The sequence below is a fragment of the Streptomyces sp. NPDC047974 genome (assembly GCF_040653375.1).
GTDB lineage: Bacteria > Actinomycetota > Actinomycetes > Streptomycetales > Streptomycetaceae > Streptomyces.
On record NZ_JBEZNU010000067.1, the window covers coordinates 1 to 11,209 of the forward strand.

General features: G+C 69.5%; 12 protein-coding genes. 6 read left to right on the forward strand and 6 right to left on the reverse strand.

What is annotated here, in order from left to right; genetic code table 11:
• Positions 1 to 833 precede the first annotated feature (833 nt).
• From AB0E19_RS37625 to AB0E19_RS37635, 3 genes are read left to right on the forward strand one after another with little or no spacing between them, the layout of a single operon-like run.
• Positions 834 to 1,025, forward strand: a complete 192-nt coding sequence (locus AB0E19_RS37625) for a type II toxin-antitoxin system Phd/YefM family antitoxin (protein WP_362189444.1) — start codon at positions 834 to 836, stop codon at positions 1,023 to 1,025.
• A 32-nt stretch (positions 1,026 to 1,057) separates the two neighbouring features.
• Positions 1,058 to 1,423 (forward strand): DUF6247 family protein, encoded by a 366-nt coding sequence (locus AB0E19_RS37630; protein WP_362189447.1) that lies wholly within the window; start codon positions 1,058 to 1,060, stop codon positions 1,421 to 1,423.
• A complete protein-coding gene (locus AB0E19_RS37635) occupies positions 1,420 to 1,743 on the forward strand; it encodes a hypothetical protein (protein ID WP_362189450.1) in 324 nt (107 codons plus the stop codon). Before AB0E19_RS37630 ends, AB0E19_RS37635 begins: the two co-directional genes overlap by 4 nt.
• A 481-nt stretch (positions 1,744 to 2,224) precedes the next feature.
• Here the strand turns inward: AB0E19_RS37635 and AB0E19_RS37640 are convergent, their stop codons facing one another.
• The 5 genes from AB0E19_RS37640 to AB0E19_RS37660 all read right to left on the reverse strand — a co-directional run bounded on the left by AB0E19_RS37640 (position 2,225) and on the right by AB0E19_RS37660 (position 5,911).
• The gene (locus AB0E19_RS37640) at positions 2,225 to 2,476 is read right to left on the reverse strand and encodes a type II toxin-antitoxin system RelE/ParE family toxin (RefSeq protein WP_362189453.1); all 252 of its coding nucleotides are present in this window, start codon (positions 2,474 to 2,476) and stop codon (positions 2,225 to 2,227) included.
• Positions 2,473 to 2,727 carry a type II toxin-antitoxin system Phd/YefM family antitoxin gene (locus AB0E19_RS37645; RefSeq protein WP_362189456.1) on the reverse strand — a complete coding sequence of 85 codons (255 nt, stop codon included), beginning with the start codon at positions 2,725 to 2,727 and terminating at the stop codon, positions 2,473 to 2,475. Before AB0E19_RS37645 ends, AB0E19_RS37640 begins: the two co-directional genes overlap by 4 nt.
• An 872-nt stretch (positions 2,728 to 3,599) precedes the next feature.
• A complete protein-coding gene (locus tag AB0E19_RS37650) occupies positions 3,600 to 4,457 on the reverse strand; it encodes an AAA family ATPase (protein ID WP_362189459.1) in 858 nt (285 codons plus the stop codon).
• Positions 4,454 to 5,389 (reverse strand): Mu transposase C-terminal domain-containing protein, encoded by a 936-nt coding sequence (locus AB0E19_RS37655; RefSeq protein WP_362189462.1) that lies wholly within the window; start codon positions 5,387 to 5,389, stop codon positions 4,454 to 4,456. Before AB0E19_RS37655 ends, AB0E19_RS37650 begins: the two co-directional genes overlap by 4 nt.
• A gap of 81 nt (positions 5,390 to 5,470) precedes the next feature.
• Positions 5,471 to 5,911: a hypothetical protein gene (locus AB0E19_RS37660; protein ID WP_362189465.1), complete on the reverse strand. Its 441-nt coding sequence runs from the start codon at positions 5,909 to 5,911 to the stop codon at positions 5,471 to 5,473.
• 646 nt (positions 5,912 to 6,557) lie between these two features.
• Between AB0E19_RS37660 and AB0E19_RS37665 the strand changes: the two genes are divergently transcribed.
• The 3 genes from AB0E19_RS37665 to AB0E19_RS37675 are packed head-to-tail and all read left to right on the forward strand — an operon-like array spanning position 6,558 to position 8,856.
• Positions 6,558 to 6,962 carry a GntR family transcriptional regulator gene (locus AB0E19_RS37665; RefSeq protein ID WP_362189468.1) on the forward strand — a complete coding sequence of 135 codons (405 nt, stop codon included), beginning with the start codon at positions 6,558 to 6,560 and terminating at the stop codon, positions 6,960 to 6,962.
• Positions 6,959 to 7,855: an ABC transporter ATP-binding protein gene (locus tag AB0E19_RS37670; RefSeq protein WP_362189471.1), complete on the forward strand. Its 897-nt coding sequence runs from the start codon at positions 6,959 to 6,961 to the stop codon at positions 7,853 to 7,855. The genes AB0E19_RS37665 and AB0E19_RS37670 overlap by 4 nt, the downstream gene beginning before the upstream one ends.
• Entirely contained in the window at positions 7,852 to 8,856 is a 1,005-nt protein-coding gene (locus AB0E19_RS37675) for a transporter (RefSeq protein WP_362189474.1), read from the forward strand. The genes AB0E19_RS37670 and AB0E19_RS37675 overlap by 4 nt, the downstream gene beginning before the upstream one ends.
• Here the strand turns inward: AB0E19_RS37675 and AB0E19_RS37680 are convergent.
• A complete protein-coding gene (locus tag AB0E19_RS37680) occupies positions 8,796 to 9,515 on the reverse strand; it encodes a Tn3 family transposase (protein ID WP_362189477.1) in 720 nt (239 codons plus the stop codon). The two genes, AB0E19_RS37675 and AB0E19_RS37680, sit on opposite strands and share 61 nt — an antisense overlap.
• Positions 9,516 to 11,209: the final 1,694 nt, after the last annotated feature.

Consider the following 11,209-nt stretch of genomic DNA (forward strand, 5'->3'; position numbering starts at 1 on the left):
CAGCGGCAGACTGCCCACGAACGATCCCCGCTACGTCAGCAGCTGGGCACGTTCATCCGTACGTGGCTGGGCACGTTCACGTGTACGCCGACACCCGCCGTCAGAAGCAGGGGCCGCGGTGATCGTGATGCCGGCCGTCCGCAGGGCCTCGGCGGCCGCGTGCGGCGAGCAGCCCGGCTCCGGAGGGCTCGCCCTTGGCTTCCCGCATGGGGACGGCCTCTCGGCACGGCGCAGGCCGGTGCCGGCATCTTGCTGCTCCCCGCCCGTGCGGGGGTGGACCCCCCCCGGGGCGATCGAGCACGCTGTCCCTCCGAAACTGCTCCCTGTACGCGCGGGGACGGCCCCCAGAATGACGTGCCCCTGGTGAACGTCGACCTCTGCTCCCTGCTCGCGCGGGGGACCCATGTCGGGGGTGCCGAACTCGTCGGGCTGCTGCTCCCCGCACCTGCAGGGAAGGACCCGCCGCCAACATCATGCGCACCGACGCCGAGCGCTGCTCCCCGCGCTCGGTGGACCCCAGCACCTCCCCAAGGTCCACCCCTATTACGGCTACTCCCTACCGGTGTGGGGATAGTCCGACCGACGGTGACTGATCGGGTTTGGCCGTCTGTTTTCTAAGCCTGCGGGGGTGGCCTTGCTGGTGTATGTCGTTGTTGTTCTGCTTGCCGCATGTGCGGGGGCGGGTCTGTCTTCCGCCCTGTGGAGTCCTGCTTCGCAGGGTGTCCCTCCTCGTGTGCGGGGATGGCCGGGGGGTGGGAGTGGCGTCGTTTGCCGGCTACACAACTATGGCAACTGTGATAGTTGTGGGTAGGGTGTGGGGTATGGAGCCGAGGGTGTATTCGACGATCGATCTGCGTAAGGGCATGGGTGAGATTCTGGATCGTGTCCGGATCGCGGGTGAGCCGGCGGTGGTGACCCGTAAGGGCAGGACGCTGGCTTATCTGGTGCCGGCGGAGTGGTTCGAGGATTACCAGCGGTTGGTGGAGCAGGCGTCGGGCGTGGCCGGTGGCCGGGACGTGGCCTGAGTGTCGGCTGCGGATTCCAGGAGATCGTGATCATGACGGCTCGGCCCGTTCACTTCGACGGCCCCGGTGGTGAAGAGCCCAGTGTTCCGCCGATGCCTGAGCGCACCCCTCAGGCCTTGCGTCTGGCCATTCAGGAGCATGCCCCGCATCTGCTGCCGGACTTCGAGGCCCACTGGCGCCGTGTGATCGGTGACGCGTTCAGCCTGACCCCGGTGCCGGCGTTCATGCGGTTGTGGTGGACCCAGTACGCCATCGCCCGCGACCCCGCCCTCGAAGCGCACATGAACGATCTTCAGGCCCGCGCTACGAAGTGCGACGACCCGCAGGAATCGGACGGGCTGCTGGCCGAGTACAGCCGTCTGCGGCGGGCGGCGGCCGCGGTGGAGCCCGGCGAGTGACGACCGATCCACCGCTTCCGCCCTGGCAGATGGACTGGACCGTCGAGGCCCGTGAAGCGTTCGACAGCATGCCCGCCGATGGCCGGCAGCTCGTCCTGGCTGCCCGGGCGGAACTGATCACCGCCCCGGACCCCTACTACCGGGGCATCGACGCCGACGTCGCACTCCCGCACTGGATCACGGTCCGGCCGCTGGCATCGACCAGTCCGGGTGGTCTGCACATCGCCGATCTCGCCGGTGGCCGGGGCTGGCTCATCCACGCTTTCATCCGCCGCCATGCTGAACCCCAGATCACCGTGACCGACGCCTTCTGGGCCTGACACACCCTCTTTCCCGCGCCCGCGGGGATGGTCCCCGCGGCACCATCACGCGGCTCGACCTCCTGCCCTGCTCCCCGCGCCCGCGGGGATGGGCCCGGCCGGATCTGTGGGTTCAAGCGAGGCTGCCCCTGCTCCCCGCGCACACGGGGATGCTCCTGGAAACCGGCATGACGCAGTGGCTGGCGGCCTGCTCTCCGCTCGCGCAAGGATGGACCCGTCTCGTTCGCTCGACCTGCCCTGATGCTGCTCCTCGGGCCCGCGGGGGATGATCCCGACGAGGGGTTCGGATGTGACCTCCGGTGGGGCTGCTCCCCGCTCGCGCGGGGGTGGTTTGTGCGGGTGGTGTCTGTGGATGGCGGGCCTGTCGGGCCTGCGCTGCTGGCGTGTCGGGTTCTGGTTCTGTCGGGTTGGTGGGTCCGGCGGGTTCGGAGAGGGGCCGGACTGTGGTCGGTCCGGCCTTTCGGGTGTGTTTGTGGGTGTGTCAGCCGGGGCGCCCGACGTGGATGATCACGATGGTGACGGTGGTGTCGGTGATTTCGTAGAGGACTCGGTAGCGGCCGGTGTGCATGCGGCGCAGGTCGGGGGAGCCGTAGGGGGTTGTGCCTTCGGGGCGGGGCTGGTCGGCGAGGAGGTCGACGGCGTCCATGAGCTGCCGCAGGCCTTCGGGGTCGTCCTTGAGGAAGTGGGCGGCCGCGTTGATGGCGGCCTCGTCCCAGACGATCGTGTAGGTCACGCGCTCTCCAGGCCGAGCCGGGCGCGGACGTCGTCATGCGGGACGGCCGTGGCGGCGCCGGAGGACTGCCGTTCCCGGTAGCGGGCCAGGGCGAGCTCGTCCTCGAGGTCGGCGAGTTCCTGGGGGTTGATGAGTACGGCCGCGGGCTGGCCGTGGTCGGTGATGGTGATGCGTTCGCGGGCGTGGGACGCCCGGCGGACCAGCGAGCCGAACTTCGCTCGTGCTTCGGTGATCGGCAGAGTCTCACTCATAACAGAACTGTACACTTCTCGCGTCTTGTGTGGGGTGCCGGTGGTGGAACGGGGCGGCCACATTTCCGCTCGGCCCAGGCCTGGCTGTCACTGCCGAGTGCCTTGGCAGTCCTGGCCCGATCCTTCCGGCGGCGCGAGGGGGAGGCGACGGAGATGCCGCAGACCCTTCGCCCTCTCTCGCGCGGCCGGACTGTCGGTGCGGGCGGCTTGGCGAGGAGGGCGTGGTGTGGTCACTCACGGTTACGTGTCGGGGGAGGGGGCGTTCACCTTGCCGTCGGTGTCAGGGACGCGCTGTCAGCTTGTCTGCGGCGGCTCCTTTCGCTCGGCTGAAAGTTGCTTGAGACCCGGCCGGTGTCGGGTAGAACTGCAGGTCACCAAGTCTGCTCCCCGCACCCGCAGGGATGGCCCCTTGCCGAGTGGGGCGTGGGCGTGGCCATCGCCCTGCTCCCCGCACCCGCAGGGATGGCCCCCGCTCCACACACATCGTTCCGCCAGGACCTGCTCTGCTCCCCGCACAGGCGGGGATGGTCCCAGGAGGTCGGCCGAGGCGCTGGCAATGTCTCCTTGCTCCCCGCGCTCGCGGCTCCCCGTGTATGCGGGGATGGTCCCGAGGCGGTCACCGAATCCCTCGAGCCGGTGGACTGCTCCCCGCCTATGCCGGGATGGTCCCGCAGCTCGATCCAAGCGGCGGTCTCCGACGTCTGCTTCCTGCGTACGCGGGGTTGGTGCCGCGGGGCGGGGGCGTCGTCTCGGCGACGCCGGTGTGCTCCCTGTGCCTGCGGGGATGGGCCCCTGTTGAGCGACGCTGAGGATGTGCACGAAGGCGACGCTCTGGTTGTGGACGGAGCGAGGTGAAACGACCCCGGCGGCCGTCAGGCCGCCGGGGTCGTCGTGAACGCGGTGTCGTCTTCGTCGTCACTCTGTCGCGTGTGTCTCGGTGATCGCACGCGGGTGGAGGACTCGTCGACGATGCCCTTCTCCTCGGTGAAGGCGGCGATGAGCGACTGCCAGGCGATGTTGTTGACCGAGCGGGGCAGGCCGCGGCTGGTGAGGTGGATCAGTTCGACGGCGTCGTCGGAGAACAGGGTGTCCTGGCGGCCGGCGATCGTGAGGTGGTGCTTGATGTAGCTGGCGGTCTCCTCCTTGTTCATGGTGGGCATCTGGTAGCTGACCGAGATTCGCTGGTCCAGGGCTGCAAGGACGCCGTGCTTCATCCGCTTTCGAAGGGTCGGTTGGCCGATCAGCAACACCGCGAACGGCGTCGTGGAGTCCATGTCGTAGTTGGTCAGCATGCGGATCGCGTCGAGTTCGTGATGGTCGAGCAGGTGCGACTCGTCGATGACGACGGCGGGGGTGCGGCCGCGTTCGTCGACCTCGGCGGCCAGTGCCGCAGACGCCTGAGCTGCGAGAGCTGCCAGGTGGAACTTCGGGGTGCCGCCCAGGGCGGTGACGATGCGGTCATAGAGGCCGCGCATGCCGACCTCGGGGTTGGGCTGGTAGATCACCGTGAACCGGGCCGGGTCGAGGGAGGCGACGGCGCCTTTGAGGGCGACGGTCTTGCCGGAGCCGACCTCGCCGGTGACCACGCCGATCGCCCGGTTGTTGATGCACCAGGCGATGCGGGCGGCGGCCTCACGGTGGGAGTGGTGCTGGTGCAGCATCGAGGGAGCCAGGTTGCGGCCAAAGGGGACGCGGGTGAAGCCGAAGTACCCCTGAACGCGGTCGATCATTGCCGTCCCCGCCCGTCGTCCAGCAGGGACGAGTAGTTGATGCCCTTCGCGGTGTTCGCCGTGTGTGTCTCGTCGAGGATCTTCAGGTAGTCGATTCCAGTCGGCAGGGCCGGCTCGGCCGGGGTCTCCGGACTCGCTTTCGGGTGCGTGTGCCTGCCCACCCGGTGCGGAACCGCTTTCCCTGTCGTCCTGCCCGAGGCCCTCACCTCGATCTCGGTCAGGTCGAACGGGTCGAAGACCAGCTCCACCCTCATCCCGCTCAACATCGGGTCGACCTCGTAGCTGTTGCCGTGCAGCGACACCGTCGCCGTCTTCGTCACGGTCCGGAACTCCGACCACAGAAACGCCTCCCGAAGATCAGCGGGGCTGGGCAGCGGCAGCGGCCGGGGAATCGAACCCAGCCATCGTTCGATCGGAGGCTGCCCGGTCTCCGAGTGCACCGTGCGGTGATAGACCGTCTCCACCCAAGCGGTGAAAAGCCTGTTCAGCTCGGTGAGGTGCTCGATCTGGCCGTCACCGGATCGTCCGCGAGAGCGACCAGAGCAACAGTGAAGTGCCGACGGACGTCCTCCGACCTGCGGCGGAAACGGCGCAGCCAGCCGCGGACCGTCCCCTCCGCCATGCCCAGGTGGGCGGCGACGGCGGCGGTGCCCCATGCCGAGGGCCGCTATCTCCAGCCCGGCCCCGATCACCTCGGCCGTGTCCATCCGGCGCGGCCAGATCTCCTCCGGCAGCAGCACGTGCGTGACCCGGCATCCCGTACAACGCGAACGGCGAGGGCGTACGAACAGCCGAGACCCGAGATCACCACGGATCTCCCGCGGCCGGCCGTGTCCCCACGGTGCCAGCGCGGCCCCGCACGACGGGCACGTCAGTTCACCGGCCCGCAGCCGGCGTTCCACCCTGACGACGTCGGTGTCGACGATGAGCACCCGACGGCCTCCGCGACTCAGCTCGTGCTCGCCTTCCGAGCACGGAGAAAGCAAAGCCAGCCTGCCCGAACCTCTAAAGGATCATGTGGGGTCAGGGTGATCGGGCCAATCGCCCAGAGCAGCAGCCAAGCGGTCACGCATCCCCTGATCACCCACCTCAACGGCCAGCCGGTAGGCGATCGGCCCCACCTGCCACCCTGCGTGATAGTCGAAGGGCGGCGGCGGCCCAGCCACATTGTGGGCAAGCTTGGCCACCAGTTCCGCGAGCCGGAAGTACAGACTTTCCGCGGCCGTGAAGGGTTGATTCGGGGCGAGTCCGCGCTGGCGGATCTCGTCGAACACGGCACGGCCCGTCGGCCATTTCGTGCGGTCTGCCGCGAGCGCCACTGCGGCCTCGATCTCGACGGGCTTCCCCAGATGCACCGCGGCGGCCTCGAGAACCTTGCCCGCCCACTCGACCGGTTCCCGCTGACGCTCGAAGAGCGAGCGCCCCCACCGGGCCAAGTCCACACTTCCGCTCATTTGGCGATCATGCCAATACCAGGAGCAGCCGACAACCAGGTTCCTCACGAGCCTTCGTGTCCACCGTGTCGTCGCACACAAAGCAAGCTCAGACCGCCCAACAGGACCAACGCTCATGTCCATCGTGTGTGTCGTCAACCTGGGCCTACATGCTCATACAGAGAGTCGCCCAACACCGTCCCGCAAGGCTGTGATGAGCCTGCAGCACCGTGCCCACCCGTGCCCGCGGGGATGGTCCCTTGGTGTACGGCACCTCCGCCTGGAACTCCGACCGTCCCTGCCCACGCGGGGATGGTCCCGCGTACGCGTACAACGAGGAGGCGAGCCTCCCCTGCTCCCCGCACGCGCGGGGATGACCCCCGGCCGCGGGGTCTCGCAGCCAGCCGTCGGCCTGCTCCCGTACGCGCGGGGATGGTCCCTGGACCGCCGGGATCGACGGGCTGCGTGCCTGCGGGTTCGTGATCACGGGTGCGAGTGTCGGCAGACGGTCGTTTCTCGGCACGTGGGTGAGGTTCGGTGAGCGGCAGACGTTCACGGCTGGTTCCCCTCGGCGGTCGGCGGTCGGCGGTCGGCGGTCGGTGCCCGGCAGGTGCATGCCTTGCCGAACGGTCGACGTAGAGAGCTATAGTGCTAGGCAACTAGATAAATGGAGGAGTGGGTGATTGAGTTCCACCTGAACAGCCGGTCCGGCTTGTCCCCCTACCAGCAGTTGGTCCAGCAGGTTCGGCATGCACTGCGCCTGGGCCTGTTGAAGGAGGGGGACCGGCTGCCGACGGTCAAGGACGTGGCCAGGCAGATGGCGGTCAACCCGAACACGGTGCTCAAGGCGTACCGGGAGCTGGAGCACGACGGTCTGGTGGCTGCCCGGCCCGGTGTCGGGACGTTCGTGACCCGGACGCTGGCTGACGCCTCGCTCGCCGCGCAGGGACCGCTGCGCAAGGAATTGCAGCGCTGGCTGACCAAGGCCCGGCTGGCCGGGCTCGACGACGAGAGCATCGAAGCGCTGTTCGCGAGCACGTTTCGTAACGCCGCCGGAGAGGACGTAGCGTGAGTGCTGTCTTGCGAGCCCAGGGCCTGGGCAAGAGGTACAAGCAGCGCTGGGCGCTGCAGAACTGCGACCTGGACGTCCCCGCCGGCCGGGTGGTGGGCCTGGTCGGTCCCAACGGCGCCGGCAAGTCGACCTTGCTGAACCTGGCCTCCGGCATGCTGACCCCGACGGCCGGCACTATCGAGGTGTGCGGCGGCCGTCCTGCCGCGGGTGTGGAACAACTGGCCAGGGTCGGGTTCGTCGCTCAGGACACCCCGGTCTACGCCGCGCTGAGCGTCGCGGACCACCTCGACCTCGGCCGGCGCCTCAACCCGAACTGGGACGACTCCGTGGCGCGTGACCGGATCCGTCGGCTCGGTCTGGACCCCAAGCAGCGGGCCGGCAAGCTGTCCGGCGGCCAGCGCGCGCAGCTCGCTCTCACCCTGGGCATCGCCAAGCGCCCGGAGCTGCTGATCCTGGACGAGCCGGTCGCGGCCCTGGACCCGCTCGCCCGACGGGAGTTCATGCAGGACCTGATGGAGGCCGTCGCCGAGCACGAGCTGAGCGTCGTGCTCACCTCCCACCTGGTCTCCGACGTGGAACGGACCTGCGACTACGTCATCGTCCTGGTCGACTCCCGAGTGCAGGTGGCCGGCGACATCGACGACCTGGTCGCCTGCCACCACCGTTTTACCGGTCCGCGCCGGGACCCGGGCACGCTCCCGGCCGGTCAGCACGTCATCACCACCAGCCACACCGACCGGCAGACCACCCTCCTGGTGCGCACCGACACCGCGGTCCACGATCCGTCCTGGACCGTGAGCCCGCTCGGCCTGGAAGACATCGTCCTGGCTTACATGACCCGGCCCGCCGATGCGGTACGTGACACCCGACCCGCACTGGAGGTACTGCGATGATCTGGCTGACCTGGCGCCAGTTCCGTACCCAGGCCGCTGTGATGTTCGCCGCCGTGGCCGCCCTCGCCGCCACCCTCGCGGTCACCGGTCCTCAGCTGGCCGATCTGTACCGGACAGCCGGCAGCGGCCTGGTGGACCAGGTCTCCAGTGCGGACCAGACCCTCTACTACACGGGACTGCTGGTCGTGCTCGCCGTGCCGGCGGTCATCGGGATGTTCTGGGGCGCGCCGCTGATCTCCCGTGAACTGGAGACCGGCACCCACTACCTCGCATGGAACCAGGGCGTCACCCGCACGCGCTGGCTGGCAACAAAGCTGGGCCTTGGTGCGGCTGCCTCCATGACCGCCGCCGGACTGACCAGCCTCGCGGTGAGCTGGTGGAGCAGCCCCATCGACCGGGCCGTCAACGGCGGCGGCGCGACGGACACGTACTTCCCGCGGCTCGACCCCGTGGCTTTCGCCGCACGGGGTGTCGTCCCCATGGCCCACGCCGCCTTCGCCTTCGTCCTGGGCGTCACCCTCGGCCTGGTTATCCGCCGCACCCTGCCCGCAATGGCCACCACGTTCACCCTCTACACCGCCGTCCAGATCGCCGTGCCGATGTGGATCCGGTCCCACCTGGCGGCCGTGGACCGGACCATCCTGCCGATCAAGCCCGGCGGCGCCCCCATCAGCATCCAGGACGGCGCCGAGCAGATCGTCGCGCACCTCGAAGAAGTACCCGGGGCCTGGGTCACCTCCCAGCAGACACTGAACGCCACCGGCCAGTCGGCCCCCGTGCCGTCGTCCTTCGCCGACTGCCTGCGCACCGAGTCGGGCCCGCCCGCCCTGCAGCAGGTCGACCGCTGTGTCGCCGACCTCGGCGCCCTGGGCTACCAGCAGCAGGTGACGTACCAGCCCGCCGGGAACTTCTGGGCCCTGCAATGGGCCGAGACCGGGCTCTACCTCGGCCTCGCCCTGACCGGGTTCTGCGCCTGGTGGATCCGCCACCGAGTGACCTGACAGACGCCAACCCCCACTACAGGGGCAGCCGTGAGGGGCAGCCTGGACCCGCCCCCCACGGACTGAGCGGGGTCCTCCCACCATTCAAGATCAAGCTCGCCGATATCGACTGTCCCGGTGGCCCAAGGCCGGTACAGGCACCGGCCCGTCGGCACAGGGGCAACTCGACTCCGCCAGACCCTGGCCGGAGGCGTACGCCGACGTGCGGGGACGGGACACTGAGAGCAGCGGCGCGAGGCCGAGCCGTTCGTCCCTCTCCAGGAGGAAGGTGCCGTAGGGGTTGGTGTTGGACCAGAACAGCGCCATGAGCCCGCGCCGGTCCTCGTCCGAGAGCTTCTTCGCCCAGTCCGGTCCGGCGAGGGGACCCGCTGAAGCAGCAGCGTGCTGACGTGCACGAGCGCGGACTGGAGCAGGTGCAGGGCGAGCATCGAGGTCCCGGCGTGTTCCTTGCCCGGGCCGGTGAGCGCACCGCCCTTGCCGTAACGGAGCACGGTGTTCGCCGAATACCAGTTCTTCACGACCTGGAGCCCGCCGTGGATCTCCCGGCGCAGGTCTGGAGCGGCAAGACAGTCGCAGGCGAAGATCGTACGGACCGCGTGGCCGAGTTCTTCGAGCGCGGCGTACGTGGGGTGCTCGGGCCCGCCGCGGGTGAAGCGCACGTTCGGTGCTCCCCGCGCCGGCGGGGATGGACCTCAGATCGTTGACCAGGCATGGTGGCGGATGCACCGCTCCCTGCACCTGCGGGGATGGGCCCCGGGTACCGGTGGCGGCACGCTGACCTACGGCTGCTCCCCGCGTCCGCGGTCGACGGCCTTCACCACCTGCTCCCCGCACCGCGCGGGGATGGACCCATCGACGTCTGGCACCGGATCGTTGCGGACGGCTGCTCCCTGCGCCTGGCGGGGATGGTCCCTCGGTGTACGTCTGGACACGGCCAACGTTCTGCTGCTCTCCGCGCTGCGGGGATGGCCCCGAGACCCATCAGTGGGTGAGGGGTAACGAGGCCTGTTCCCTGCCTGGGCAGGGATGGACCCATGCTGGCGGCGAGCGCGCCGGTCGTACGGATCTGCTCCCCGCTCGCGCGGGGATGGACCCGACCCCCGGGCGTCGCGGTAGGCGCGGACCAGCTGTTCCTCGCGCCCGCGGGGGATGGACCCTCGCCGTACTCGCGCGTCAGGGTCGGCAGTTCCTGCTTCCCGCCCACGCGGGGATGGCCCCGAGTCCCAGGAAACGTTGGCCAGGCTGATCAGCTGCTTCCCGCCCACGCGGGGATGGCCCCAACCACGGCTCCACCGTCGTGGTCGGCGGCAACCTGCTTCCCGCCTGCGCGGGGATGGACCCGACGCGAAGATGATTCGCCCGGAGCAGCTTGTCTGCTCCCCGCCCGTGCGGGGATGGATCTGGGTGGTCCGAGGACGCTCTCCTCCGCGCTCTCTGCTCCCCGTGCCCGCGCGGGGCGGGGCGGTGTCGGGTAGAACTGCTGGTCAGGAAGTCCGCTCCCCGCGCACGCGGGGATGGCCCCTTCCGCACCCGCGGGGATGGTTCCCGACGCCGGCTCCGTGAGTGACTGATCCCGGCGTCCGTGGGGATGGTCCCGGGCCCGGCGTACACGCGGACGACATCCCGGCCTGCTCCCCGTTCGCGCGGGGATGGACCCCGGACCTGCTTGATCAGGTCGTACGGCCACCGCTGCTCCCTGCACCCGCGGGGACGGACCCGTGGCGCCGCGGCCGCGGCCGTCGTCGCGCTGCTGCTCCCCGCGCTCGCGGAGATGGACCCTTGCAGTACGTCATGGACGCCCTGCCCGGCTGCTGCTCCCCGACCGCGCGGGGATGGCCCCATCGTGACGGAGGACCGTGCCGGCGCGATGACCTGTTCCCTGCGTCTGCGGGGACGGACCCCCACCCGGGAGCGGCTTGCCCTCCCGGTAGGGCTGCTTCCCGCCCCTGCGGGGGTGGTCCCTTGCTGTCGATGAGGAGGTCGCCAGCGGCCAGGTGCTCTCTGCGCCTGCGGGGATGGGCCCCGTTCAGGCTCGCCGGGTTGATGGCCTCGCACTGCTCCCCGCCCGTGTGGGGATGGTCCCTCCTCTCCTCCGTCTGCGGCGACGTCGACGCCCTGCTGTTCTCATGGACTCGGCCGAGGCCGGGGAGGATCTCGGCGTGCCCTACCCCGACGGCAGAGGACAACCGGCCGAAGCCCCGGTTCCCGTGCCCGCAGGGCGATGGGATGTCCGTGCGTTCCACAAGACCGGTGAGTTCCCCTGGGTTGGCATCGTTCAACTCCTCCCAGCCGATGCTCAGCCGACAACTACTCCTTGACTCCCACCACCAGAACACGAGGAGTCGAACATCGT